We start from the raw sequence: 25,914 nt of genomic DNA, 5'->3' as shown, positions 1-25,914 counted from the left end.
AGCTCAGTTCATCTGCATGCGGATGGTGAGCGCCAGCATGCGGCTCTTCTCGCCACCCATCTCGTACCGGTACGCCAAGTCCAGACCGCCGCCCGTCTCGGTCATGAAGCCCAGGCCCGTGCTCAGCCGCGACGTGCGCGTGAAGCCGTCATACGAATAGCCCGCGCGCAGCGGAACCTGCATCCCGAGGATGTACTCCAGGCCACCGCTGTACGTGAGCGTCGTCTTGTCGTTCGTCTCGAAGTCCGCGCGCACGTCACCGGCCACCGTCAACATCCCCGAGTTGATGCCGAGATGACCCGTGTAGTACCGCGTCAGCTCCACGTTGTTGGTGTTGATGAGGTTGTGTCCGGACACCCCGGCCACCAGTGACTGGGACAGCCGGAACAGCAGGCCCGTGTCGACTGTCACCGAGTTGGCATATCGGTCCATGCCACTCATCCGGAGGTAGCGCGCCGCGGCACCAATCAGGATGCCCGGGGTCAATGGAAACCCCACGCCCAGCGAGCTGAGATGGGCGGTGGTGCGAGCGCCGCCGCGTCCCAGGCTGACCCAGTGGTAGTCCATCCCCATGGCCAGTTTGCTGGTGGCGCCGTCGATGACGGAGACGCCGAGCACGCCCTCCTTGATGCGGTGGTCCCAGGCCGCTGTCCCCTCGACGCGGTAGGCCGGATACAGGGCCATGGCGGCGGGGTTGCCCAGGATGGCCTCCGTGCCCAGGCCGAGGGCGCGGTAGGCGCCGCCCATGCCATAGGCGCGTGCGCTCATGACGTCCCTCAGGTCCTCCGAGGGCTGGGCCAGGGCGGCGGTGGAGACACACACGGCGAACAGCAGCACGACGGGGCGGAGCGACATGGGGCCATCATCCTAACCAGCTTGATGGGGTGGGTGGGCGCCAATAGATTCCCTGGCCCCATGTCCGCCAACGCACCGAAGGCAGAGCCCCTTATCCGTAAGTGTGTCATCCCGGCAGCCGGGCTGGGCACGCGCTTTCTTCCCGCCACGAAGTCCGTGCCCAAGGAGATGTTGCCCATCGTCGACACTCCCACCCTCCAGTACATCGTGGAGGAGGCGGTGTCCGCCGGCATCGAGGATGTCGTCCTCATCAATGGTCGCGGCAAGGGCGCCATCGAGGACCACTTCGACATCGCCTTCGAGTTGGAGACCACGCTGCGCGCCCGGGGCAAGACGGCGGACGCGGACAAGCTGCGCGCCATCGCCGACCTGGTCCGGGTCGTCAGCATCCGCCAGAAGGAGCCCAAGGGCCTGGGCCACGCGGTGCTGTGCGCCAAGAGCGCCATCGGCAACGAGCCCTTCGGCGTGCTGCTGGGCGACGACATGATTGACGCCGAGGAGCCGGGCATCCGCCAGCTCGCTCGCGTATTCCGCCAGCACAACCAGGCCGTCATCGCGCTGATGGAAGTGCCCGATGACGAGACGCACATGTACGGCATCGCCGCCGGCACGGACCTGGGTGACGGCGTCATCCGCATCGACCGCGTGGTGGAGAAGCCGAAGAAGGGCACCGCGCCCTCCAACCTCGCCGTCATCGGCCGCTATGTGCTGCCCCCGGAAATCTTCCCCATCCTGGAGAAGCAGACGCCGGGCGTGGGCGGGGAAATCCAGCTCACCGACGGCCTGGCCACGCTCCAGCAGTCGCACGGTCTGTTGGGGTACAAATTCAAGGGTCAGCGCTATGACGCGGGCGACAAGGTGGGATACCTGAAGGCGAACATCGCCTACGCCCTCAAGCGCCCCGAGCTGCGGGGCGGGTTGCTCGAGTACATGCGTGAGGTCGTGAAGACGGAGAAGCCGTGAAGCGCATCGTCGCACTCGTCGCAGTCCTGCTGTCCTTCACCGCTGCCGCCTACGTGCTGCCGGGAGGCTCCATCCTCCGGCGCATGGTGGGGGAGCGGGACGAACTGAAGCTCTCCGGGCTGCGAGTGGAAGGCTCGCTGAGCTTCAGTGGCCCCGGGGTGAAGGAGGCGGGCTCGGCGCTGGGCACCGCGACGGACCGTCCCGACGTGCAGGGCGACGGCGTGCTGTACCTGCGCATGCCGGGCCGCTGCCGCTTCGAGGCCTCGGTGCCGGACGGCAACGCGCGCACCGCCGTGGTGCAGGTGGCGGGGCGTCGCCGGCTGGAGGGCAATGACATCCCGTCGCTCTCCGTGCTCGTCGCGCAGGTGTGCCCGCTCTTCGCCGCGGGCGGTGGGCCGGTGCAGCAGCTCAAGGAGTCGGTGCAGCAGTACCTCCAGGGGCTGGGTGTCGACACGTCCCGCACGGGCCTGGCGCGCTTCAGTGGAGAGGTCGCGTATGTGCTGGGCGACCAGGCCGAGGGGCGTCCCCAGTTCTGGGTGTACAAGGACTCCTTCCGCCCCGCGCGGCTGCGATACACGGACTCCGCCAAGGTCGCGTGGGACGTGCGCTTCCTGGACTACAACTCGCCCGCGGTGGGTGAGGCGATGCCGCGCAGCATCGAGGTGTGGCGCGGTGACCAGCGCGTCGTGCGCTTCACCGCGCTGAAGGGCGACACCCGGGCCACGGTGCCCGACAAGCTCTTCACGCCGTAGTCACACAGGAACACCGCCGACACTTCCGCCGGGGCGTTGACGCGTCACGGCGGTGGAGCGGCGGTGTTCACGGCGCGGACCTTCCTTCCTCATTCGCTTGCGACGTCAGGGGGCGCGATGAAGAGTCGCGCCGCCCGGCCGGGGCCTTCGCGGCCCTGGACGCCGACAGAGGGAGAATGCACATGAAGGTCTACGGCCATCCGATGAGCATCTGTACGCGCAAGGTCCTCACCACGTTGCTGGAGAAGGGTCATGAGGCGCAGTTCGTCCTCGTGGACCTGGGCAAGGGCGAGCAGAAGCACCCCGCGCACCTGGCGCGCCATCCCTTCGGTGTCGTGCCCGCCTTCGAGGACGACGACGGCTTCGTCCTCTATGAGTCGCGCGCCATCATCCGCTATCTGGACCGCAAGCTGCCGGGGGCCTCGCTCACGCCGTCCCAGCCGCATGCCTATGGGCTGATGGAGCAGTTCATCGGCGTGGAGCAGAGCTACTTCAGCCCCGCCGCCTTCAAGGTCATCTGGGAGCGCGTCTTCAAGCCACACATGGGTGGCGGCGCCGCGGATGAGTCCCGGGTGCAGGAGGGCCGCGCGGGCGTGGACAAGGTGTTCGGCATCCTCGAGCCGATGCTGGCGAAGCAGCCCTATCTCGCGGGAGACAGCTTCTCGCTCGCGGACGTGTCGTGGATGCCGGAGCTGGAGTTCCTGGTCGCGGCCGGTGAGCAGGGACTGTTCGACAAGCACCCGAGCGTGGCCGCGTGGTGGAAGCGCATCGGCGGCCGGCCCTCGTGGAAGAAGGTCGCCCACGGATAGGCCTCGTCCGTGTTGGCGAGGGACAAGCCCGCACGCGCTCGTCGTGCGCGGGCCCGTGCTCCGACGGCCTACGCCGTGCGCGCCGTCTCCTCGGGCCCCATGCCGGAGCGCGCCTCCGGGGGACGCCACATGAACCACTGGGGCGGTCCTCCGTCGAAGCACGGCTCGGTGCGCTGCAGGTCGAAGCCGAAGCCCAGGTACCAGTCGCGGTTGGCCGCCTTGGCCGTCTCCAGGAAGCACGGCGCGCGCGTCTCCTCGGCCAGCGCCAGGCCCGCGCGCATCAAGCGCACGCCCAGCCCGCGTCCCTGATGCGCCGGGTCCACGGCGATGGTGGCCAGATACCAGTGGGTGGGCGTGTGCGGGTGGTAGCGCTCCAGCCTCGCCAGCGCCTGGAGCGCCAGCCGCGCGCGTCCCGGAAAGTGACGCAGGCCCGCCCAGACAGTGGGCAGGAAGCCCGCCTGTCTGCCGAGTGACTGGGGAAAAGCCCCCGGCCGCAGCCACGCGGCCACGCCCGTCAGCCGTCCGTCCTCGACGGTGGCATGCACCACGCCATGCTCCAGACAGTCGCGCACCGTGGCGACGTAGAAGGCCGAGGCCACCCGCGCTCGCTTCTCCGAGGGGCCCGGAAACAGCTCCGCGAGGAAGGGGTAGTCATCGAAGGCCCGTGCGCACAGCGGCCCCACCTGCTCCAGCAACTCCGGCCCGAGGTTCTGGACGCTCACCGTCATGATGGAGCAACTGTAGACCGACCCTGGGCATGCCCGCCCGTGTCGCGGACAATGACCCGCGCGAGTCGCGCCTCGCTGAACTCCGACCGAGGTCCTGCCGTCGGGCGCGCGCCGTCGAGCCGATGCCCATGTCTTCCTCCGACTCCCACTCCCGCGTCGCCATCCTCCCCGCCACGCTGGAGGACGGCGCGCGGTTCGCCGCGCTCGAACGGGCCTCTGGTGAGCTGTTCCGTCAGCTCGACGACCTGGCCTGGATTGCCGACGACGACGTCATGGAGGAGGCCGACCACCGCCCGTTCATCCTGGCGCGCACGGTGTGGGTGGCCCGGGACGCGGAAGCGGGCGTCGTGGGCTTCCTCACCGCGCAGGCGGTGGGCTCCGCGCTGCATGTCTGGCAGATGGCGGTGCACCCCTCTCATCAGCGGCGGGGCCTGGGCCGCGCGTTGCTCCGGTCCGCCGCCGCGCATGCCCGCGAGGCGGGTCTGTCCACCGTCACCCTGACCACGTTCCGCGACGTGCCCTGGAACGAGCCCTTCTATGTCGGGCTCGGGTTCACCCGCATTCCGGACGACGCACTGGATGACCGGCTCAAGGAAGTGTTGGAGCACGAAGCGAGGGCCGGCCTGCCGCGAGAGCGGCGCTGTGCGCTGTGGCTCGACCCGCGAGTGATGGTGGACTGAGGACTCGTGCGCCGCGCTGCTTGGACGCGTGCGTACTCGCCTGCTCGGCGGCGCCATGATGCGGGGACTCGTTCTATGGTGGCCCGCGAGATGTGCGTTCGAACGTGGCAAGGGCGAGGACGGGCCATTCGGGGCCTGGTCGGAAGTGGAAGTCGGATGGGATTGATGTGCGGCCTCCTGCTCGCGCTCGTGCTGGGCGGACCCGGAATCGCGTCCGCCGAGCCTCCTGCCCGGATGACGACGCTCCGGGATTTCCACCACACCGCGTGGACGCAGAAGGATGGAGCCCCCTCCGGAATCTGGGCCATGGCCCAGACGGTCGACGGCTGGCTGTGGCTGGGGACGGCGTCGGGCCTGTACCGCTTCGACGGTGTCCGGTTCGAACGTCACGACTTGTTGCCCCCGGACAGCACCGCGTCGCGCTCCATCAGCGTGTTGCAAGCCACCACGAACGGGGACCTCTGGGTCGCGTACTCCTTCGGCGGCGCCAGTGTCCGCAAGGCGTCCGGGGAGATTCTCCAGTTCTTCCCGGGAGGTTTGCCCCAGGGCTCGCCCGTGGAGACCTTCGAGGAGGATGGGGACGGGCGTCCGTGGGCCATCACCCCTCAGGGGCTCTACGTCTTCGAGCAGGGCGCGTGGTCACCCGGGGACCTCGGCTGGGGGCTGGCCCGGATTTATTGGAACGCGCTCACGCGGGACCGGAGCGGCGGACTGTGGGTGACGGGCGACGGTGGCACGTACGTGCTTCGTCCGGGGGCTCGCCGCTTCGAGCGGGTGGAGACGCCTGGGCCCACCCTGTGGGGAATGTGGCTGGTTCATGACGGCACCTTCTGGAAGGCCGACGACCAGGGGTTCAGTCCCCTGCGCGGCCCGGGTCTGCCCGAGCCCTCGGGCTCCGCTCCCGTCAGTCCCTTCCAGGGGGCGACCTCCCAGGACACGCTGTTCGACCGGGACGGCGCCATGTGGCTGTGTGGCTGCGTCAATGCCGGCATCTGTCGCGACGCGAAGCCCTCCGCGGTTGGCAAACCGTTCCAGCGCCGGGTGGTGACGGGCGATGTCTTCGGCGCGAGAGACGGGCTCTCGTCCGACGCGGCGATGACGCTGCTCGAGGACCGCGAGGGCAACATCTGGGTGGGTTCCCAGTTGGGGCTGGACCGCTTCCGCCGGAACGATGTGACGGCTGTCCGCTTCCCCACCCACGTCAACTACTTCGCGCTCATCGCCGACCGCGACGGCGGGATGTGGACGGGCAGCGCGACGCGCCTGAAGACCCTGGACAAGTGGTGGCGGCTGGACGCCGAGCCGGTCCTGGTTCCCGGCATCGAAGGTGAAATCACCGCGACCGCGCTGGACACGGACGGCAGCCTCCTCCTGGGCGGCTCCGAGGGCTTCTGGCGCTTCAACCTGGGCCGCATCGAGTCCCTGTCCCGCCCCGAGAAGGAGCAGGAGCAGCGCATCCAGGCCATCGTGCGCGACGCGGCGGGGAAGCTGTGGGTGTCGTTCCGTGCCTCGACGGTGTACCGGCTGGACGGCGACACGTGGACTCCGAAGGGCGGCATCGCGGCGCTCCCTGATTTGCCGCCTGCTCGCGCGGTGCTCGATGGCCAGGGGCGTGTCTGGTTCGGCTACAGCGCCAACCAGCTCGCCATCATGGAGGGCCCGCGGGTCCGCACGTTCACGGAAGCGCACGGCCTGCGCACGGGCACGGTGACCGCCATCCTCCCGGGGGAGACCACGCTGGTGGGCGGCGCGTTGGGGCTGGCCGCGTTCGATGGTGAGCGGTTCCGGCCGTTGCAGGCGACCCGGCCGGAGGCGCTGACGGGCATCACCGGCTTGCTGGAGACGAAGGACGGCACGCTGTGGCTCAACGGCCATGCGGGCGGCGTGCGCATCGCGGCGGAAGACCTGCGGCGGGCGCTGAAGGACTCGGCGTATCCGATGCCCGTCGAGCTCTTCGACATGAACGACGGCATGCCGGGCGGCGCGCAGCAGGTCCGTCCACTGCCCACCCTGGTGGAGGGTGGAGACGGCAGGCTCTGGTTCGCCGCCGCCAACGGATTGGGTTGGATTGACCCGAGCCACATCCAGCGCAACTCCGTGGCGCCTCCCGTCGTGATTCGCTCGGTGGCGACAGGGGATGCGACGTACGCGTCGGCGCCCACGCTCCATCTGCCGCCGCGCACGCGGGAGCTGCGCATCGCCTACAGCGCGTTGGCGTTGGGGATGCCGGAGCGCGTGGTGTTCCGCTATCGGCTCCACGGCGTGGATGACGGCTGGAAGGACGCGGGCCAACGACGGGAGGCCACCTATACGAACCTGGGCCCCGGCCCGTATCGCTTCCAGGTGATGGCGGCCAACGAGGACGGCGTCTGGAACGAGCAGGGCGCCACGCTCGACTTCGAAATCGAGCCGACCTTCTTCCAGACGGGTGCGTTCATCGCGCTGTGTGTCCTGGGCACCCTGGTGGCCCTGTGGCTCCTGTATGCCTTGCGGCTGTGGCAGGTGACGCGGCGGCTGCGGATGCGACTGGAGGAACGGCACGCGGAGCGCGAGCGCATCGCCCGGGAGCTGCACGACACGCTGTTGCAAGGCATCCAGGCGCTCGTGCTCAACGTCCACGTGGTGACGTCGCGGTTGCCGGCGGGAGAGATGCGCCTTGGGCTCCAGAGCGCGTTGGACCGGGCGGACGACATGCTGACGGAGGGACGCGACAGGGTCAGCGCGTTGCGCGACACCCGTCAGGGCCAGGACGACCTGGCCGCGGCCTTCACGTCGCTGATGCGTGACTTCGACGAACGGGAAGGGCCCCAACTGCGCATGGTGGTCAAGGGCGCCGCGCGCACGCTGGAACCGCTGGTCGCCGATGAACTCTACCGCATCGGCCGCGAGGCCATTGGCAACGCCTTCGTGCATTCCCGCGCGCGCGAGGTGGAGGTCAGCCTGCTGTTCGAGCCCCCGGAGTTGCGGCTGTGCGTGCGCGATGACGGCAGTGGCATCGACTCCGCCACCCTGGACCAGGGTGGCCGGGCGGGCCACTGGGGCTTGCGCGGCATGAGGGAGCGGGCCGCGAAGGTGGGCGGTCGGCTGGACATCGTCAGCCGCGAAGGTGCCGGCACGGAAATCGTCGTCGCGGTGCGCGCGGACCGTGCCTACCTGCGCCACCCGCTGGAGGGCTGGCGTCGCCTGTTGCGCCCGTGGTCGGGCCGTCGCTGACGGACTTCGTTCGGAAGCGGTGCTTTGCGTTCGTCCTTCGCACGCCCGGGCGGGTGGCGTGCGAGCAGGCCTCCCCCGGGGGTGGCGCCGTGGCCTCGTGAGCCCCACGCGCGGAGCCGTGGACCTGGGGGCCGGGCCATGTCAGACAGCCCTGGCACTGTGGTTCCCGGTAGCAGGACGGACGGGGCAGGGGCGGTGGTTGAAGGGAGTGCCATGGAGCAGCGACCCTTGTGGGAAGAGCCGACGGAGAGCGCGGCGGAGGCACCCTCCACCACGGGTTCCATGGCGGTGCGTACCTCGGGTGCGAGGCGTCGCCGGGAACTGTCCCAACCGGAACAGGCCGCTACAGTGCCGCCCGCAGTGAGCGAGAGTCCTCCCGTCCTGGCGTCCGTCGCCGTTGCTCGCCCCGTCCGGGGTGAATTCACGTACTCCGTGCCGGAGGCGCTCACGGGCCAGCTCGCGCCCGGGCAGCGCGTGCTGGTGCCCTTCGGCCGAGGCACCGCGCTGGGCTTCTACCTGGGGCCCGCGAACAAGCCCCTGGGGGAGAAGGTCCGGCTCAAGCCCATCCAGCGCGTGCTGGAGGACTCGCCCTCGTTGCCGAAGGACCTCATCGCGCTGTTGCGCTTCGCGGCCGAGCACTACCGCTATCCGCTGGGCGAGGTCATCCGCGGCGCCCTTCCTCCCGGGCTGTCGAAGCCCCTGGACGAGAAGGAAGCGAAGCCGGACGTGCAGCAGTTCGCGGTGGCGCTCGTGAGCGAGGTGCCGCCGGCGCTCGCTCGCGCGCATGCGCAGTCCGCGGTGCTCGCGTATCTGCTGGCCGTGGGGGGCAGTGCTCCGTTGGAGGAGGTGAGCCACGCCATCCCGGGCGCACGAGAACTCTTGAAGAGCCTGGCCAAGAAGGGGCTGGCTCGCATCGACGAGAAGAAGCTGGAGGCGGGGGTGAAGGAAGGCCTGATTCAGGGCCGGCCGGACCGCCTCACGCTGGAGCAGGACGCGGCGGGTGTCGAGCTGCGTGGGGCCCTGGACACAGGGGTGTTCCAGCCGTTCCTGCTCCACGGCGTCACGGGCAGCGGGAAGACGGAGGTGTACCTGCGCGCGGCGGAGCATGCGCTGTCCCTGGGCAAGGGCAGCCTCATCCTCGTGCCGGAAATCGCGCTGACGCCGCAGTTGGTGGGGCGCTTCCGCAGCCGCTTCGGCGCGGAGGTGGCGGTGCTGCACTCGGCGCTGAAGGACCGGGAGCGGCTGTTCCACTGGCAGGCGCTGCGCCGGGGCGACGTGAAGATTGCCGTCGGCGTGCGCTCGGCGGTGTTCGCTCCGGTGGAGAACCTGGGGCTCATCGTCGTGGACGAGGAGCATGACCCGTCCTTCAAGCAGGACGACAGCCTTCGCTACCAGGCGCGCGACCTGGCGGTGGTGCGCGGCAAGCAGGCCGGGGCGGTGGTGGTGCTGGGCTCGGCCACGCCGGCGCTGGAGACGCTGGAGAACGTGAAGCGCGGGCGCTACCGGCTCCTGGAGCTCAAGCGCCGCGTGGATGACCGGCCCATGCCCACCATCGAGCTGGTGGACCTGCGTCAGGAGCGGCCCCGCGAGGGCATGGTGACGGAGGAGGCGCCCATCCTGAGTCCGCCGCTGCTGGCGGCGATGGAGGAGACGCTGGGGCGAGGGCAGCAGGTCATCCTCTTCCTGAACCGCCGGGGGCACAGCACGGTGCTCCTGTGCGAGGTGTGTGGGCTGTCGCTCAAGTGCAGCGCGTGCGACGTGTGCCTCACGCATCACCGCTCCCAGAACCGGGTGGTGTGCCACTACTGCGGGCTGGCGATGCCGGTGCCGGAGCGGTGCCTGGAGTGCACGGGCCCCATGCTGAAGCTGGGCATCGGCACCGAGCGGGTGGAGGCGGAGGTGCTGGAGCGCATGCCCACGGCGCGGGTGGCGCGGTTGGACAGGGACTCGGCGACGAGCGCGGAGCGGCTGACGGAGATGCTCGCGTCGTTCGCCCGGCGGGAGCTGGACGTGCTGGTGGGCACGCAGATGGTGGCCAAGGGGCACGACTTCCCGGGCGTGACGCTGGTGTGTGTCGTCATGGCGGATACTTCCCTGGCGATTCCCGACTTTCGAGCCTCCGAGCGGACCTTCCACCTGTTGACCCAGGTGTCGGGGAGGGCGGGGCGGGGCAAGGACCCGGGTCGGGTGCTGGTGCAGACGTACAACCCGGACGCGGAGCCGGTGAAGCGGGTGCTGGCCCATGACTTCGATGGGTTCGCCCAGCAGGAGCTGGAGTGGCGCAAGGCGCTGGCGTATCCGCCCTTCGCGCGCATGGCGTCCATCCGGTTGGAGGGGGAGCACCCGGAGCAGACGGCCAGCGTGGCCCGGCACCTGGGGAACCTCGTCACCAAGAACATGCCTCCGGCGTCGGTGGGGGTGCGGCTTCTGGGGCCGGCCCTGGCGCCCATCGCCAAAATCCGGGGCAAGACGCGCTGGCAGTTGCTCCTGAAGGGGCCGACGCATGTGGCGCTTGCCCCGCTGCTCGCCAGGGTGGAGGCGGCCCTGGTTGACGTTCCTTCGGCGGTGAAGGTCGTGATCGACGTGGATCCGGGGGCCATGCTGTAGACTCGGTGCCCCCCCATGGGCGCACCGGTCCTCCTCGTCCACGACGACATCGCCACCATCGCCGCAGTGCGGCGTCTGCTCACCCGTGACGGGCACGAGGTCATCCTCGCCACGTCCGCCGCGGATGCGCTCATTGCCTACGGGCATCACCTGCCGGCGCTCATCGTGCTGGCCCCTGGCGTGGAGAGTGGCCGGGGTCGGCTGGTGTTGGAGGAATTGCTCCAGCATCCGGATGGGAAGGGCGCCCGGGTGTTGCTCCTGGGCGAGGCCATCGAGGGGTTCAGTGCGCCGGTGGCGCCGCTGCCCCTGGATGGGACGAGCTTCGTGGCGCAGGTGGACACGCTCATCCGCGCGCCGTCGGAGGCGGACGCGTGGCATGTGCTGGAGAACCGGAGCCTGCCGGGAGTCCGAGGGGATGGGGTGGGAGGCGGGGAGGGCTCGGAGGCGTGGCACGTGACGGGGCCGGGGTCGGTGGGTGGGGACCCCACGCTGGCGAATGCGTTGTTCGGAGACCTGGCGCCGCTGCACCAGACGGACTGGGAACTGGCGGCGATGACGCGCGAGGAGCGGACGGCGCGCGCCGAGGAGCGTGAGCATCGCTCGCCGCTCGACGTGCAGGCGACGCTGGAGCAGGCGCACCAGGAGGTGGAGGCCGCGGCGATGGCGTCCATCCAATCCGCGCGAGGAGGCGAGGACTGGGGCGCGGCCGTGGCGGGCGGCGAGGGCGAGGCTTTTGATGAGGGTGCGCTGTCCGCGGGCGAGGTGTTCCGGGCGGAAGGGGATGACGCGGGCGCCGGGGCCGTGGCGAGCGCCGACGCAGGTGCTGCCGCTGATGCGTATGCAACTGGCGCTGATGGCGGGGCTTCCGCCGAGGGCTACGATGGTGCTTCACCCGAGGGGCATGACGCAGGGGCGTACGGTGGTGGTGCCGCTCCCGAGGGCCATGACCCCGGTGCGTACGGAGAGGGTGCTTCTCCCGAGGGTTATGACCCCAGTGCGTACGGAGGTGGCGCCTCACCTGATGGTCGTGACGTAGGGGCGTACGGTGAGGCTTCTCCCGAGGGCTATGACCCCGGTGCGTCCGGTGGTGCTTCTCCCGAGGGCTATGACCCCGGTGCGTCCGGTGGTGCTTCTCCCGAGGGTTATGACGCAGGGGCGTACGGAGGTGGTGCCTCTCCCGAGGGTCATGACCCCAGCACATACGGTGGTGCCTCACCTGATGGTCATGACGCAGGTGCGTACGGTGGTGCTTCCCCCGAGGAATATGACCCCGAGGCTGCCTCCCCCGAGGGGCCTGACTCCGGTGCATACGGTGGTGCTTCCCCCGAGGGCTACGACCCTGGTGCGTACGGTGGTGCTTCCCCCGAGGGATATGACCCCGGGGCGGCCTCCCCCGAGGGGCATGACTCTGGTGCATACGGTGGTGCTTCCCCCGAGGGCTACGACCCTGGTGGTGCCTCCTCGGAGGTTCATGCCCCCGGCGTATACGAGGCGGGCACGGCGACTGGCTACGACTCCCCGGCGCATGGAACAAGCTCGGAGCCCTATGGCGCGGAGGGGTACGAGGCGGGTGCGTATGGCGGAGACTCGCTGACGGGATACGACTCCACTGAGCCATCCGGGGCCGCGGAGTCCTACGGCGCGGATGGCTCGACGGCGAGTGCCTACGAGGACGGAGGCGCGAGTTTCGCGGAGGGCACGCTGGGCCCGGACGCGTTGGCCGCGGCCGGTGGGCAGGACCTGGATGGTGCCGCGACGGATGCGCTGGATGAAGCGGCGATGGACGCGGCGTACGGGACCGACGAAGCGTCGACTGCTCCGAGCGCGGACATTGCTCTGGCGAGCGAAGGCGCATCATCGCTGGGACTCGAAGGGTGGGGCGGGCAGTCCGGGCAGGGAAATGTCGCGACCCCCGGGAGCTTGGATGATGCGTTCTCCGAGGGCTTCGCAAGCGCGGTGACGGGTGACGGGAGCTCGGGTGGAGTGAGTGGTCCGCCCACGGTCCTGTATGGCGTGAGTACTCCAGAAGCTGGGGCTCTGACGGACTGGACGGCAGCACAGCCGGATGCGGGAGGTGAGGTCGAAGCCTCTCCGCCACTGGGGAGACTCGCCTGGACAGAGGAGGCCGTTTCCGCGCCGGCGTCACGGCCGGTGGCGGTGGCGCCTCGGCTCGGGGACGAGGGGTTCTTCGACGTCGACACTCCAGCGTCCTCGCAGGGAGATGCGCTCTCCGCGGCCGAAGCAGAGCTGGCCGCCATGCGCGATGTGGGAGCACGGCCGTCCGTGCCGCTCGAGGCCTCGCCGTGGACGGAGCTGCCACCGGACCCCGAGGTCGAGAACTCCGCGAAGGGATTCGCCGAAGTCGACGAGGTGTCTCAGGCGCCGAAGGGAGAGCCAGTCGCGGAGGCGTCGACCGAAATCGAATCCGCGCCCACTGACGGGGCGGAAGAGGAGAGCCTGCCCGCCTCACCGTGGGACGTATTGGAGGCGGAGCTTCAGGCCAAGGTTCGACAGGATGACCCGCAAGGTGCCCCCGTTGAACCCCCGGCCGCCAGTGTTGGCGCTGACTGGTTTGACTCGGAGCCGGCTGGTGCGGAGGCTGCGGCGGTAGCGAGTGCCCCCACTGACGCAGCTTCGGTGGACGCATTGGCGAGCGAGCCCGAAGGGCAATCACGGGCCGAGGCCACCGATGAATCGGCGGAAAGGCCTGTCGCGGAGCCAGGGGCCGAGGCCGCCAGAGCGAACGAGGCGACGGACTGGTCTGGCGCGGAGCCAGAGGCAGCCGGAGCGAACGAGGCGACGGACTGGTCCGGAGCAGAGCCCGGAGTCGTGGCTGCCGGAGCGGACGAGTCGACGGACTGGTCCGGAGCAGAGCCCGGAGCCGAGGCCTCTGGAGCGAACGAGTCGACGGACTGGTCCGGAGCGGAGCCCGGAGCCGAGGCTGCCGGATCGAACGAGTCGACGGACTGGTCCGGAGCAGAGCCCGGAGTCGAGGCCTCTGGCGCAAACGACTCGACGGACTGGTCCGGAGCGGAGCCCGAGGCTGTCAGCGCAAACGAGTCGACGGACTGGTCTGGAGCGGAACCCGGATCCGAGCCTTCCAGCGCGGATGTGGCCGGGGGCTGGTTCGATTCTGAAACAGGTGACGTGCAGTCTCCGACGGGCACTGTCTCCGATTCGCTCCCCACGGAAGTCGAAGGCGTCGCGTCGCTCGATGCGAGTCATCACGCCGCGGATGCGGCTGTCCTCGCGGCCGACGGTGTCACGGCGACGGCGTCGGACGCCTCGGCGGGATGGTTCGACTCCGAGCCGGAGGGCGCCGCGCCAGTCGACTCGTCCCCTGGCTCTGTGTGGTTCGACTCGAACACGGAGGACACCGCCTCGGACGTGTCTGGCCAGGCAAGCCAGCACACGACGGCGCCGGGGGCCGAGTACTGGCCCGCATCCACCGAATCGGAGTCGGTACACAGGGCGGACACGGAGCCTGAAGGCGCCGTGGAGGACTCGTCCCTTCCCGAGTCGAACGCCCGGCCGGAGGAGTTCGAGAAGCAACTTGAGGAAGCGCATGAGCGCGTCCGCTCACTGCGGGCCTCGCTGGAGCAGGAACTCGCGTTTCGTCAGGACGCCGAGCGTCGAATCGAGGAGTCGCGCGAACTGAGCGAGTCCCTGCGAGGTGTCCTGGATCGCGAAGCGGCCCTGCGAGTGGAAGCCGAGGCCGTGCGCGACCGGAACGGAGAGCTGTTCCAGTCGTTTCAGGCACGTCTCGCCGAATTGGAAGAGGAGCACGCGCGAGAGGCCACGCTGCGCGCGGAAGCGGAGCAGCAGCTCGACGAGGCTCGTGCGCGCGAGTCGGAGTTCGCGACGGCCCAGGCTCGAGAAGCGAGCCAGCGGCGAGAGCTCGAAGCGGAGCTGGAGCTGTCGCGGCGGCGAGAGTCCGAGCAGGACGTTCGGAGTGGCTCCGAGGTGGAGTCCCTCCGCACGGAGCTCGCGGACCTCCAGGAGCGTCTGGACGCGGCGGAGGCTCGAGCGGAAGCCGAGGCCCAGGCGCGTGCGACGGTGGACGCCGCCGCGAAGGCGGCCTTGGCGCGCATCGAGACGCGCGAGCAGGACTTCATCGAGCTGCGGGGTCTGCTGGATGCCGCGGCGACGGAAGCCCGAGAGCTCACTCGGTTGAGGGTGGAAGACCTCGCGCGAGTGGAGGCCAGGGCGAAGGAGGCGCTCCACGCGAGGGACGATGCGCAGGAGCGTGCCGACCAGGAATCCCTGGCACGAGCCGATGTCCAGTCGCGTCTCGTGGAGTTGGAGGCGAGGCTTCAGGAGACGGAGACGCGAGAGGCGGCGGCGGCGCAGGCGCTGAAGGAAATCGAGATTCGGCTCGAATCCGAGGCGGCGGGACGGGTCGAGTCCGAGTCGCGTGCCGAGACGGAGGCGCAGTCACGTCGGAGCCTGGAAGCGCGCGTGAAGTCCGCGGAGGTGGCCCTGGTCGAAGCGGAGGCCCGGGCGGGAGCAGAGGCCCTGGCGCGAGCGGAGGCAGAGGCCCGCGCGGCGACGGCGGATGCGGAGCGAATCGAAGCGGAGACGCGCGCGAAGATGGAATCGCGTGCGCGCGCGGAGGCGGAGGCCCAGGCGGAGCTGGATTCCAGGGCGCGGAACGAAGCCGAGGTGAGAGCAGAGTCCGAGACCCGTGCTCGCGAGGAACTGGAGTCCCGGACGAAGGCGGAGGTCCTCGCGCTCGCGGAGCTGGAGTCCCAGGCTTCGACCGAGGCGAGGGAGCGTCTCGAACAAGAGGTCCAGGCCCGAGCCGAGGCGGACGCCCGAGCGAAATCCGAGGCCAAGCACCGCGCGGAGGCCGAGGCACGCGCGGAGATTGAAGCTCAGAACCGAGCGGAAGCCGAGGCACGGGCGGAGTCCGAGGCGAAGCAGCGCGAGGAAGCCGAGGCACGGGCCGAGTCCGAAGCGAAGCAGCGCAAGGAAGCCGAGGCGCGTGCCGAGTCCGAAGCGAAGCAGCGCAAGGAAGCCGAGGTGCGTGCCGAGTCCGAAGTGAAGCGGCGCGAGGAAGCCGAAGCGCGGGCGGAGTCCGAAGCGAAGCAGCGTGAGGAGGCCGAGGCCCGAGCCGAAGCCGAGGCGAAGCAGGGCGAGGCCGCCGAGGCCCATGCGGAGGCCGAAGCCAGGCAGCGCACGGAGCTCGAGACGCGAGCGGAGTCCGAGGCGAAGCAGCGCGAGGAAGCCGAGGCGCGGGCGGAGTCCGAGGCCAGACAACGAGCGGAGTCCGAGGCTCGAGCGGAGTCGGAAGCACGGCTGCGAGCCGAAGCCGAGGCCCGAGCGGAGTCCGAAGCGAAGCAGCGAGCCGAAGCCGAGGCCCGTGCGGAGACGGAAGCACGCCTGCGCGCAGAAGCCGAGGCGCGAGCGGAGTCCGATGCGAAGCAACGTGTCGTCGCGGAGACGCGAGCGGAGTCGGAGTCGAGGCAGCGCGCGGAGTCGGAGTCCCGCGCCGCGGCCGAAGCCGAGGTCCGAGCGGAGGCCGAGCTTCGCGCCCAGAAGGCCGCACAGGCGCTGACCGATGCGGAAGCGCGCGCCAAGACCGAGGGCCGTCACCGCACCGCGCTGGAAGTACGCCTGGACGCCGAAGCGCGTCAGCGCGAAGCCATCGAGACCCGCATCGAGGAACAGACCCAGGCGCGAACCGAAGCCGAGTCGCTGTCCGCTCGCCTCGCCGAGCAACTCGCCCAGCTCCAATCTCGCCTGGAGCAAACGGAAGCGGACCTGTCCCAGGTGCGGACCGAGCGCGAGGAAGCGCGCCAGTCCTTGGAGGCACTGCACGCGGAGAAGGCTCGATTGGAAGCGGACTCCGCGGAAGAGCGAGCCCGGTCCGAGCGCGAGCGCCTGGAGCTGGAGGAGCGAGGCCACCGCGAAGCCGAGGAGGCCGCCGCGCACGCCCGTGCGGCCCTGCTCCCCCTGGAGGCCCCACCGGGGCGCCCCGAACTCGCGGTGTCCCGCAGCGGCAGTGTCACCCAGGAGGGCTTGTCCCGACTGGTGCTCCGACTCTGCGAGGCGCGCATGGAGGTGCGCCTGGAGCTGAAGGTGATGAACGCGCTGCGCGTGTTGTGGCTCCGGGATGGCTCGCTCGTGGGGGCTGTCTCCTCCGCGTCGGGTGAGTCGCTCATCGACCGTGCCCGCGCGGATGGCCTCATCGACGCGCGGCAGGAGGGCGAGCTGCGGCTGGTGCGCAGCGCCACCACCGGCGCGCTGCTCGACGCGCTCCGAGGCCGAGGCTATCTGCGCGAGTCCGAGTCCGTGCCTCTGGTGCAGCGCTACACGGAGCAGGTCTTCCTGGATGCCCTGGCCGAGCCCTCCACGCTGTACCGGTTGGTGCAGGAGCCGGCGCCGCACGAGGTGGCGCTCGCCGCCGCCACGCGCCCGCCGCTGTTCCTGCTGGCGGAGGCCCTGCGCAACACGCTGACCGCCGAGTCCCTGCTGGCGTCCGCTGGCGGACTCCGCGCCCGTGTCGCCCGAGGTGACCTGCACCTCGCGCCCGACGACTTCGGCCTGCCTCCCAAGGACTTGCAGCTGCTGTCCCAGGTGGATGGTGAGCACACGGTGGAGGCGCTGTTGTTGGGGGCGGGTGTGCCGCAGGACTCGGCCTTGAAGGCGCTCTCGGTGGCGAGGACGCTGGGGCTCATCATCCTGCGGCCCGCGGACGCGGATGACTCCGGAGAGCTACCGCCCGAGCTGGACGTCCGTCGGCTGGAAGCGAAGTTCGAGGAGATTCAGGACGCAGACTACTTCACCGTGCTGGGGCTGGCACGCACGGCGGGTAGCGAGGAGGTCAAGCGGGCCTACGAGCTGCTCGCCGCCGAGTTCCACCCGCTGCGTTTCGCGGGGCATCCGGACCCGGCGCTCCAGCACCGCGCGCAGCAGATTCGGGGTGTGTTGTCCGAAGCCGCCCAGGCCCTGGGGGATGACCGACTGCGCTCCGAGTACGCACGCAGCCTGCTCGACTGACAGGGGGTGGACGTCCCGTGCGCCGGGGCGGGGGAGGGCTGCCCGCACGGGGTTGCCCGTGCGCGCGGGGGGAGTTAAGAGGGCCTCCATGGTTCGTGAGATCCTCATCTGGCCCGACCCCATCCTGAAGCAGAAGGCCAAGCCCGTGACGAAGGTGGACGACTCCACCCGCGCGCTGGTGAAGGACATGTTCGAGACGATGTACGCCGCCGACGGCGTGGGACTCGCGGCGCCGCAGATTGGCGTGCTCCAGCGCGTCATCGTCCTGGACACCACGCCGCGTCAGCCCGAGTCCAAGCCCCTGGCGATGATCAACCCGGAGCTCGTCGCGCTCGAGGGTGAGACGACCTACAACGAGGGCTGCCTCTCCCTCCCCGGTGAGTCGGAGGACGTGGACCGCGCCGCCGTCGTCACGGTGAAGTACCTGGACGTGGACGGTCAGGAGCAGACGCTGCGCTGTGACGAGCTGCTCGCCATCGCCGTGCAGCACGAGACGGACCACCTGAATGGCACCGTCTTCGTGGACCACGTCTCCACGCTGAAGCGCGAGTTCATCCGCAAGCGGATGAAGAAGCTCAAGGCTTCGCGCGAGAGCGAGCTGAACCCTTCGGCTTCTCGGTAGTCGCTCGGGCCACGCCCTTCTTGGGGCACAGCTCGGCCACGACGCACCGGTCGCACTCGGGGGAGCGGGCAAAACACGTCCGCCTCCCGTGCCACACCAGGAGCTGGTGGCCTTTCGTCCACCAGGGGATGGGCAGCACGGACCGCATGTCCGTCTCGACCTTGTCCGGGTCCTCGTGCGTGGTGAAGCCGAGCCGGTACGCGAGCCGCTTGACGTGGGTGTCCACCGGGAAGGCATCGTCGCCGCCCAGGTGGATGCACACGACGCCCGCCGTCTTGCGGCCCACGCCGGGCAGCTCCGCGAGCGTGTCGCGCCGGAGCGGCACCTGCCCGCCATGTTCCCCCACGAGGATTTTCGCCGCCGCGACGATGTTCTTCGCCTTGGCGCGGTACAGGCCGCAGGTGCGGATGAAGGGCTCCACGTCGGCGGGTTGGACCTCCGCGTAGGCGTGGGCGTTGGGGAAGCGTTGGAATAGCGCGGGGGTCACCATGTTGACCCGCTTGTCGGTGCACTGGGCGGAGAGCATCACCGCCACGAGCAGCTCCAGGGGGGAGCGGAAATCCAGCTCGATGTGGGCATCGGGCATGGAGGCTTCCAGCCGCTCCATGACCTTCACCGCGCGCTCACGCTTCGCCGCCGTTGTCTCACGTCCGGGCACGCGGCCGTTGTATGTCACCCCTGTCGTGCCCCCAAGTCCTGGCTGTCGCCACCCCGCGGGAGAACCATGAAGCCCATCGACTTTCGCTCCGACACCGTCACCAAGCCCACCGCCGGTATGCGCCGAGCCATCGCGGAAGCGGAGGTGGGGGACGACGTCTACGGCGAGGACCCCACGGTGCTGCGCCTGGAGGCCCGGGTGGCGGAGCGGCTCGGGCTCGAGGCGGCCGTCTTCGTACCCTCGGGCACGCAGGCCAACCAGGTGGCCATTGGCGCGCACTGCCGGGCAGGGGACGAGGTGCTGACCGAGGCGGGCAGTCACATCCTTCACTACGAGGGCGGCGCGGTGCCGGCGCTGTGGGGTGTGCAGCCGCAGCCGCTGCCGGGTGAGCGGGGCTTGCTGACGCCGGAGGACGTGGCGGCGGCGGTGCGCGAGGACAACATGCACAACCCGCGCACGCGGCTGCTGTCGTTGGAGAACACGCACAATCGCGGCGGGGGCTCGGTGTGGCCGGTGGAGCGCTTCCGCGCGGTGGTGGAGGTCGCTCGCAAGGCGGGGCTGGCGGTGCACCTGGATGGTGCGCGCCTGTTCAACGCGGAGGTGGCGGCGGGCGTGCCCGCGTCGACGTGGGCGAGGCTGACGGACACGACGTCGGTGTGTTTCTCGAAGGGGCTGGGGGCGCCGGTGGGCTCGGCGCTGGCGGGCCGCGCGGACCTCATCAAGGAGGCGCGTCGGCTGCGCAAGCGGCTGGGCGGAGGCATGCGGCAGGCGGGCATCCTGGCCGCGGCGGCGCTGTACGCGCTGGACCACCATGTGGAGCGGCTCGCCGAGGACCATGCGAATGCGCGCCGACTCGCGGCGGCGCTGGCCGAGGTGCCGGGAGTGAAGGTGGACACAGCGCGGGTGGAGACGAACATGGTGTTCGCGGAGTTCGACCGCCCGGCCCTGGAGATGGTGACGCTGCTGGGGGGACACGGCGTGCTGACGAACCCGGCGGGGGGACCGCGCTCGGTGAGGTTGGTGACGCACCTGGACCTGTCTGCGGCGGACATCGACGAATCGGTCGCGCGCATCCGGCGAGCGTTGGCGTAGGCCGTCGGTCGCCACGCGGGGCTCAACGAGGGGGCGAGGTTTTCCGGGCAGCGAATCTGCCCGTCCCCCGGGGTTGCTTGCTCGCTTCCGCTCCGGGCGAAGCCGTGGCTGCTGGGCGAGGGAAGGCACCGAGCGGAGCGTGGTAGGCTCGCCGGGCCGTGCGTCGACTCCGCCTCCTCGCCTTCGTCAGCGTCTGCGCCTGCTCCACCCCTCGGTCGGAGCAGAAGATGAGCTTCGATGAGGTCTACGAGACCCCGGAGCGGTCCTCCGCGGAGCCGTCCTCGTCCCCTGTCCCCGAGGGTGTCCCCGCCCCGCCGGGTGGACGTGTACGCCTGGCCGCGCCCGAGCCCTCCATGGAACTCCAGGAGGCCCTGGAGTCCTTCAGGGAGCGGGCCCGTGGGCACCGTCGGAAGGTGGCGAGGGGTGGGCCCATGCCGTTGGGTCAGGTGGAGAGCTGGGAGCTGATGAACGGGATGTTGGATGCGTTCCTGGCGCGCGCGGTGGAGCGCACGGACTCCCGTGATGTGGAGCGAGCCCGAGGCGTCCTGGAGGCCGAACTGGAGCAGGACGGCAGGACGTATGGCGACATGCCTGGAGCCCTGGCGGAGGCCGTGGTGCTGAGGGTCGGGCGGCTCGCGGTGCGCATGGCGGAGCTGCGGCGGCTGGAGCATCCGGAGGAGGTCAACGGACTGCCCCGACTGGCCTGGCCCGTGGATCCGGTGACCATCACCAGCGTCTTTGGCCAGCGCTGGCACCCCATCCTGGGCGAGCAGCGGCGCCACCTCGGCGTGGACCTGGCGGCGAAGCAGGGTCAGGTCGTCTACACGGCGACGAAGGGTGTGGTGTTGCGTGCGGGGTGGAACGGCGACCACGGCCTCCAGGTGGAGGTGCAGCACGATGGGCGCTGGTTGACGCGCTACAGCCACCTGTCCCGGGTGTTGGTGGAGCCGGGGGAGATTCTCGAGCGGGGCCACGCGGTGGGGCTGGCCGGCGAGACGGGGCTGGCCACGGGCGTGCACCTGCACTTCGAGCTGTGGCGGGATGGTGAGGTGATGGACCCCCTGGACGCGCTCGGTGACGAGGGTGAAGGGCGTCTGGAGGCGCCGCCGATGGCGCGGGGTGGTGCGGGCTTGTGAGCCCGCAACGCATCAGGGGCGCCACCGGCTTGAGGTAGCGCCCCTGAGGGGAGTGCCCGGTCCATCGCGAGTCCCTGGGACGCCACGGCATGAACCGGGGTGGCGTCAGCGACTCACAGCGAGTTCTTCAGCTCCTTGGCCGGACGGAAGCCAATGGTCTTCGAGGCCTTCAGCTTCATCATCTCGTTGGTCTGCGGGTTGCGAATCTTCCGCGCCTTGCGGGAACGCACCGACCAGGTTCCGAAGCCGGGGTAGCTGAATCGCGCGTCCTTCTTCACCGCCTTGCCGATGTTGGTGAAGACGATGTCGAGGATCTGCGCCGCCGACTTCTTGGTGAGACGTGTCTGCGCCGCCACCACCTCGACGAGCTCTGCCTTGGTCATTACGCCCCTCCGTCCTGCGTTGTCTGGCCTTGAATGCGCGTAAGCCAACCGGTGGTAACAAATCGCTCTTTTCCCTGTCAATGCTGACCGCGCTCCGAGGCCGGAAAATCGGCCTCCGGACGAAAAGTTGGCTCGGTGAAACACCGGGCGTAGACAGAGGGAGAAATCCGCACCCGAGACACCGACACACCGTGTGGAATCAGGGTGTCGAAAACAATTGGGTTGATCGTGATTTGAAGAAAGTCTTTGAGATTTCGATCACTTGGCGTGTGTTGCTGATCGCGCCTGGGTCGGGGTGGGCGGGAATGGACTAGGGTTTCCACCTGCGTGCGCTTCCGAACGTTTCCGACGTTGATGATCCTGACGCTGGGCGCCTGCCGGGGCCCGGGGCTCCCCGTGGGCGGAGGGGCCACCCCTGGACGGGAGCAGGTCCGTGTCGAGGTGTGGGTGGACGCGGCGTGGTGGCGGCCCGGGGATGGTTCCAGGGAGAGGCCCTTGAGGTCGCTGGCGGAGGCGCTGGCCCGGCCGGGTCCGCTGACGGTGCACCTGGCGGCGGGAGCGTACCGGGGCCCCTTCACCCTGCCCGAGGATGTCCGGCTGGAGGGCGAGGGACCCGGCACGGTGCTGCTGGTGGAAACCCCGCAGGGCACGGTGCTGCGCGCCGCCGGGCCATCGGGTGGGGCGGAAGGACCCGAGGCGCCGGTGCCGAGCGCCGCCGGGCCATCGCGTGGGGCGGAAGGGCCTGCGAGTAATGGGCAGCGTGTGCTCCCGCCGATTTCTCCAGGCTTGCAGGGCTTGCCGTTTCGGCCCGCGGGGCAGGGTGGCTTCCCGTGGACCTCCCCAGGGCAGCAGGGCGTGCCGTCTCAGTCCGTGGGGCATGGTGGCTTCCCGTTGAGCCCCTTGGGCCCGCGGGGCTTGGTCGCGGTGTTGAGTGGATCTCCGTTGAAAGCCACGGATCCTCAGGGCCTTTCGTCGCCAGCCCCGGGAACGGGGGGAGTGCTGTTGCGGAACCTGGAGGTGCGGGGCGGAACCTGGGGCCTGGAGGTGACGGGTGGCGGGCGCGTCTTGGTGGAGAACGTGGGTTTCAGCGGCCAGCGCCAGGGCGCGGTGCGGGTGACATCCGGAAGGTTCGACGCGGTGGATGCACGCTTCGAGGCCACCGTGTCGGAGACCGTGGGTGTCCTGCTCGACGCGCCCGAAGAGGCTCCGTCTCCACCGTCATCCCGGGACGCGTGGCTGCGAGGAACCTCCTTCACGGGCCCCTTCCGTCGCGCGGTCCGCGTCCGAGGTGCCGAGTCTCGGGTGCTGCTGGAGGACGTGCGCTTCACGGGGCCGGTGACGGCGGTGGGGATGGATGGTGGGCACGCGGAGGTTCGCCGTGCGGTGTCGGAAGGCGGCCGAGGCGCGGCCTTCTCGGTGGTGGAGGGCAGCCTGGTGATGGAGGACGTGCGAGTGCGGGGGCACGAACTCGCGGTCTCCGCCATGCGTGCGCTGCGTCTGGAGGTGCGGGGGCTCTTCTCAGTGGGCGCCGAACGGGCGGGATTGGGCGTGGTCGCCTCGCGCGGCGTGCTGCTGGAGGACGTGGTGGTGCGCGGCAGTGGCAGCCACGGTGCGTTCCAGCTCACGGGCTCGGAGGTGGAGGCGCGGCGCCTCCATGTGGAGGATGCCGCCGAGTACGGAGTGGTGGCGGTCGGCGGAAGCCTGAGGCTCACGGGCGGCACCGTGGTGGGCGTGCGCGCGGTGGATGGCATCACCGGAGACGGACTGCACCTGCGTCAGGTGCGCGCGGACGTGGAGGGCGTGGTGATTCGGCGAACCACGGGGGCCTGCGTCCTCGCGGCGCAGAACGCGCGAGTGTACCTGCGCGACGCGGAACTGGAGCAGTGCGGGCAAGCGGCGCTGCTGGTGGACACGCTCGCGAGGCTGGACGCCACGGGAGTGGAAGCGCGAGACAGCGGTGAGACGGTGCTGGCGGCGATGGGTGATGGCGACCTGCGCGTGGACGCGCTCCTCGTACGGGGGGCCAGCCAGGGGCTCATCTGGGCCGAGTGCACGGGAGACACACGGGTGAGACTGGGGCGCATCCGCACGGAGGACCGGAGGGGAGAGGAGGCGTCGTGTGTGGAGCGCCTCGCCGAGCCTCGGCCCGGCCCGCGCTGATCACGCGGGAGGCGGCGCGGGCGCGTCGGCCGAATCCAGGGGCGTGGCGTGCTTCTCCAGCCACTCGCGGATGACGGGATACACCTCCTGGGGCGCGCCCTTGCCGAACACGAGGTCTCCGTGCCCGTAGTCCAGCGCGTCGCCCCGGTCCCTGCCGAAGACGTGCAGCGTGCGGTCCTCGGAGGTGACGAGGGCGAACTGGCTCTCCACATTCTCGGCGGTGGCCAGCCGGTCCGCGCTCCCGCCCATGACGAGGATGGGGAGCTGGAGGCGGGAGATGCCGGCGCGCCAGTCACGGGTGCGGTCGAACGAGCGGAACGCGTCATGCTCAATCCAGTCCTGGAACTGGAGCAGCACCTTGCGGCTCATCGACGACATCATGTTCGCGTAGACCTGCCGCTGGATGCGCGGAGGGATGTGCAGGGGATTCACCACCAGGTCCGACAGCGGGAGCGTCACGTAGCCGAGGAAGGGCGCGAGGCTCGCGCTCATCCACTCCTGCCGGAAGCGCGCGGGCCATGCCGCGCGGACGCCCAGCGAGATGAGCGTGCGCAGGAAGGGCTCCGACTTGAAGTGCACGGGGGCGCCGAGCGTGAGCAGTCCCGACAGCTTCGCCCCTTCCGGGCCTTGCGCCAGGGCATAGCCCACGAGCCCTCCCAGCGAATGCCCGAGCCAGAAGGCCCGCTTCGCGCCCGTCTCCTTCAGGGCCAACTCCACCAGTGCGGGGCCGTCCTGGAGGATGTGGTCATCGATGGTGAAGTCCGTGTACCGCCGGCCACGGGGGGGCAGGCGCGAGTGCCCGGTGCCGCGCCATTCGACGCTGAAGCAGTCGAAGCCCGCCTCCGCCAGATAGTGGGCGACGGAATAGGGGGGCTCGAAGTCGAAGGTGTACCGGTTGGCGGCCAGTCCATGGCACAGCAGCACCGGTTCCTCGAAGCGCCGCACGGGAGCGCGCCGGGCGTGGACCGCCAGCTCCCATCCATCCGCGCACTGGGCCTTGAGGGCCTGGGGCAGCGGGGTGCGCAGCCGGTACCACCGCCGCACGAGCGCCACCCACAGGACATTGCCCATGACCACGACCAGGCTGGCGACCAGCACCCACACGACCCATCGCCAGTCTCCCATGTTGCCCTCCTGGATGACCCCTCGGTCTGACGGTGCCTCGAATAAAACCCTGCTAAGGTCCGTTCACCCGCCGTCCTGTTGCCAGGAACTCACGGGCATCAGAGGAAGTCGAGGGAGCGATGAAGTTACGGAAACTGATGTTCGTGCTGCCGAACCTCTTCACTGTCACGTCCATCTTCTGTGGCTTCTATGCCATCACGCTGTGCGCGGGTGAAGCGGGTCCCGTCCAGCTCTACCAGGCCGCGCTGGCCATCTTCTTCGCGATGTTCTTCGACGGGTTCGACGGTCGCGTCGCCCGGTTGACGAAGACGCAGAGCGACTTCGGTGTGCAGCTCGACAGTCTGGCGGACGTCGTCTCGTTCGGGGCGGCTCCGGCGCTGTTGGTCTACAAGTGGGCGTTGGCGCCGCTGGGCTTCGCGGGGCTGTTCATCTCCTTCGCGTTCGCCGCGTGCGGCGCGCTGCGGCTGGCGCGCTTCAACGTGCTGGCGGCGCGCAATCCGCATGGCGGGGGTGGGCGCTTCTTCGTGGGCCTGCCGATTCCCCTGGCCGCGGGCATGCTCGTCTCGGTCATCATCTCCCACCACGTGGCCTCGCGAGGCGAGCCGCTGCACGAGTCGGCCGTTGTCCCGGTGGCGGTCGCGGTGGTGGGCCTGGCGCTGCTGATGGTGTCGACGGTGCGTTACCGCACCTTCAAGGACACCCGTCCCAGTCGCAAGAGCGCGGGTGTGTTCACGTTGATGGTGGTCGGCGGTGTGGCCATCGCGACGCAGTACCATCCCGCGTGGTTGTTGGTGGCCTGCTGTGGTGCGTACCTCGCGCTGGGGTTGGTGGAGTCCGCGGTGCAGGTGCGCACGCATCTGGCCGCGCGCAAGGTGGCCGCCGGCTCCACGGCTGTCGCCGCCGTCATCGACGACGAAGATGATGACGAAGAGGCCGAGGACGGTACCGGTCCGGGCAACGACGGGCCCGCCTTCCTCTGACCGAACGAGCGAAGTCGGAGCCCCCCTTCTGGGCGGCCGACACCCGCTCGACGACGTCACGGCGCGAGTGCCGAGACCTCGCCCGAAGGCGGCCCTCGCCGTGCAGACGTGCCCGGCACCGAGGAAGCAGGCACGAGCCCGCGCCGAGG

The 25,914-nt window shown here is 70.0% G+C and carries 17 protein-coding genes; 12 read left to right on the top strand and 5 right to left on the bottom strand.

Features of this window, described 5'->3' with window-relative positions; translation table 11 throughout:
- Positions 1-3 precede the first annotated feature (3 nt).
- The gene (locus HUA75_RS24565) at positions 4-855 is read right to left on the bottom strand and encodes a hypothetical protein (protein ID WP_141648657.1); all 852 of its coding nucleotides are present in this window, start codon (positions 853-855) and stop codon (positions 4-6) included.
- Positions 856-915: 60 nt separating this feature from the next.
- Here HUA75_RS24565 and galU point away from each other — a divergent pair, with 60 nt between their 5' ends.
- From galU to HUA75_RS24550, 3 genes are all read left to right on the top strand, one after another.
- Entirely contained in the window at positions 916-1,818 is a 903-nt protein-coding gene (gene galU, locus HUA75_RS24560; protein WP_141648656.1) for a UTP--glucose-1-phosphate uridylyltransferase GalU, read from the top strand.
- Positions 1,815-2,570 (top strand): hypothetical protein, encoded by a 756-nt coding sequence (locus HUA75_RS24555; protein ID WP_141648655.1) that lies wholly within the window; start codon positions 1,815-1,817, stop codon positions 2,568-2,570. Before galU ends, HUA75_RS24555 begins: the two co-directional genes overlap by 4 nt.
- Before the next feature lie 182 nt (positions 2,571-2,752).
- Positions 2,753-3,379: a glutathione S-transferase family protein gene (locus HUA75_RS24550; protein ID WP_174487758.1), complete on the top strand. Its 627-nt coding sequence runs from the start codon at positions 2,753-2,755 to the stop codon at positions 3,377-3,379.
- Between the two features lie 68 nt (positions 3,380-3,447).
- On the opposite strand, the gene HUA75_RS24545 is transcribed toward HUA75_RS24550, so the two are convergent.
- Positions 3,448-4,107, bottom strand: a complete 660-nt coding sequence (locus HUA75_RS24545; protein WP_174487757.1) for an N-acetyltransferase — start codon at positions 4,105-4,107, stop codon at positions 3,448-3,450.
- Positions 4,108-4,235: 128 nt separating this feature from the next.
- On the opposite strand from HUA75_RS24545, the gene HUA75_RS24540 reads away from it, so the two are divergent.
- The 5 genes from HUA75_RS24540 to def all read left to right on the top strand — a co-directional run bounded on the left by HUA75_RS24540 (position 4,236) and on the right by def (position 18,231).
- Complete coding sequence (locus tag HUA75_RS24540; RefSeq protein ID WP_174487756.1) at positions 4,236-4,787, top strand: GNAT family N-acetyltransferase; 552 nt, start codon at positions 4,236-4,238, stop codon at positions 4,785-4,787.
- 156 nt (positions 4,788-4,943) lie between these two features.
- On the top strand, positions 4,944-8,000 hold the full coding sequence (locus HUA75_RS24535) for a sensor histidine kinase (protein ID WP_174487755.1): 3,057 nt from the start codon (positions 4,944-4,946) through the stop codon (positions 7,998-8,000).
- Between the two features lie 213 nt (positions 8,001-8,213).
- Complete coding sequence (gene priA, locus HUA75_RS24530; protein WP_174462901.1) at positions 8,214-10,607, top strand: primosomal protein N'; 2,394 nt, start codon at positions 8,214-8,216, stop codon at positions 10,605-10,607.
- 15 nt (positions 10,608-10,622) lie between these two features.
- Positions 10,623-17,609, top strand: a complete 6,987-nt coding sequence (locus tag HUA75_RS24525) for a DnaJ domain-containing protein (protein ID WP_174487501.1) — start codon at positions 10,623-10,625, stop codon at positions 17,607-17,609.
- Between the two features lie 88 nt (positions 17,610-17,697).
- Positions 17,698-18,231, top strand: coding sequence for a peptide deformylase (def, locus tag HUA75_RS24520; RefSeq protein WP_141648714.1), 534 nt, complete (start codon positions 17,698-17,700; stop codon positions 18,229-18,231).
- Here the strand turns inward: def and nth are convergent.
- A complete protein-coding gene (gene nth, locus HUA75_RS24515) occupies positions 18,185-18,907 on the bottom strand; it encodes an endonuclease III (RefSeq protein ID WP_246137809.1) in 723 nt (240 codons plus the stop codon). The genes def and nth overlap by 47 nt on opposite strands.
- Before the next feature lie 48 nt (positions 18,908-18,955).
- Between nth and ltaE the strand changes: the two genes are divergently transcribed.
- Together ltaE and HUA75_RS24505 are read left to right on the top strand one after the other, a co-directional pair.
- Positions 18,956-19,981 (top strand): low-specificity L-threonine aldolase, encoded by a 1,026-nt coding sequence (gene ltaE / locus HUA75_RS24510; protein ID WP_174454803.1) that lies wholly within the window; start codon positions 18,956-18,958, stop codon positions 19,979-19,981.
- A gap of 227 nt (positions 19,982-20,208) precedes the next feature.
- Positions 20,209-21,117 (top strand): M23 family metallopeptidase, encoded by a 909-nt coding sequence (locus HUA75_RS24505; protein WP_217442604.1) that lies wholly within the window; start codon positions 20,209-20,211, stop codon positions 21,115-21,117.
- A gap of 113 nt (positions 21,118-21,230) precedes the next feature.
- Here HUA75_RS24505 and HUA75_RS24500 read toward each other — a convergent pair whose 3' ends face one another.
- Entirely contained in the window at positions 21,231-21,500 is a 270-nt protein-coding gene (locus HUA75_RS24500) for an HU family DNA-binding protein (protein ID WP_002635502.1), read from the bottom strand.
- 495 nt (positions 21,501-21,995) lie between these two features.
- Here HUA75_RS24500 and HUA75_RS24495 point away from each other — a divergent pair, with 495 nt between their 5' ends.
- Positions 21,996-23,660, top strand: coding sequence for a proline-rich domain-containing protein (locus HUA75_RS24495; RefSeq protein ID WP_217446246.1), 1,665 nt, complete (start codon positions 21,996-21,998; stop codon positions 23,658-23,660).
- Here the strand turns inward: HUA75_RS24495 and HUA75_RS24490 are convergent, their stop codons facing one another.
- On the bottom strand, positions 23,661-24,785 hold the full coding sequence (locus HUA75_RS24490; protein ID WP_174487753.1) for an alpha/beta fold hydrolase: 1,125 nt from the start codon (positions 24,783-24,785) through the stop codon (positions 23,661-23,663).
- 119 nt (positions 24,786-24,904) lie between these two features.
- Between HUA75_RS24490 and pssA the strand changes: the two genes are divergently transcribed.
- Positions 24,905-25,765 carry a CDP-diacylglycerol--serine O-phosphatidyltransferase gene (gene pssA, locus HUA75_RS24485; RefSeq protein WP_141647767.1) on the top strand — a complete coding sequence of 287 codons (861 nt, stop codon included), beginning with the start codon at positions 24,905-24,907 and terminating at the stop codon, positions 25,763-25,765.
- The last annotated feature ends 149 nt before the right edge of the window (positions 25,766-25,914 follow it).

This window comes from Myxococcus sp. CA040A, assembly GCF_013336725.1.
GTDB classification, from domain to species: Bacteria; Myxococcota; Myxococcia; order Myxococcales; family Myxococcaceae; genus Myxococcus; species Myxococcus llanfairpwllgwyngyllgogerychwyrndrobwllllantysiliogogogochensis.
This window is presented reverse-complemented; position numbering and strand designations above follow the sequence as displayed.

Bases quoted from the DNA above. Each gene is read 5' to 3' on its own strand.
- ltaE (WP_174454803.1), top strand. From the start codon at position 18,956: ATGAAGCCCATCGACTTTCGCTCCGACACCGTCACCAAGCCCACCGCC.
- HUA75_RS24540 (WP_174487756.1), top strand. From the start codon at position 4,236: ATGTCTTCCTCCGACTCCCACTCCCGCGTCGCCATCCTCCCCGCCACG.
- HUA75_RS24525 (WP_174487501.1), top strand. From the start codon at position 10,623: ATGGGCGCACCGGTCCTCCTCGTCCACGACGACATCGCCACCATCGCC.
- galU (WP_141648656.1), top strand. From the start codon at position 916: ATGTCCGCCAACGCACCGAAGGCAGAGCCCCTTATCCGTAAGTGTGTC.
- HUA75_RS24550 (WP_174487758.1), top strand. From the start codon at position 2,753: ATGAAGGTCTACGGCCATCCGATGAGCATCTGTACGCGCAAGGTCCTC.
- HUA75_RS24565 (WP_141648657.1), bottom strand. From the start codon at position 855: ATGTCGCTCCGCCCCGTCGTGCTGCTGTTCGCCGTGTGTGTCTCCACC.
- HUA75_RS24500 (WP_002635502.1), bottom strand. From the start codon at position 21,500: ATGACCAAGGCAGAGCTCGTCGAGGTGGTGGCGGCGCAGACACGTCTC.
- def (WP_141648714.1), top strand. From the start codon at position 17,698: ATGGTTCGTGAGATCCTCATCTGGCCCGACCCCATCCTGAAGCAGAAG.
- HUA75_RS24545 (WP_174487757.1), bottom strand. From the start codon at position 4,107: ATGACGGTGAGCGTCCAGAACCTCGGGCCGGAGTTGCTGGAGCAGGTG.
- HUA75_RS24535 (WP_174487755.1), top strand. From the start codon at position 4,944: ATGGGATTGATGTGCGGCCTCCTGCTCGCGCTCGTGCTGGGCGGACCC.
- HUA75_RS24490 (WP_174487753.1), bottom strand. From the start codon at position 24,785: ATGGGAGACTGGCGATGGGTCGTGTGGGTGCTGGTCGCCAGCCTGGTC.
- priA (WP_174462901.1), top strand. From the start codon at position 8,214: ATGGAGCAGCGACCCTTGTGGGAAGAGCCGACGGAGAGCGCGGCGGAG.
- HUA75_RS24505 (WP_217442604.1), top strand. From the start codon at position 20,209: ATGAGCTTCGATGAGGTCTACGAGACCCCGGAGCGGTCCTCCGCGGAG.
- pssA (WP_141647767.1), top strand. From the start codon at position 24,905: ATGAAGTTACGGAAACTGATGTTCGTGCTGCCGAACCTCTTCACTGTC.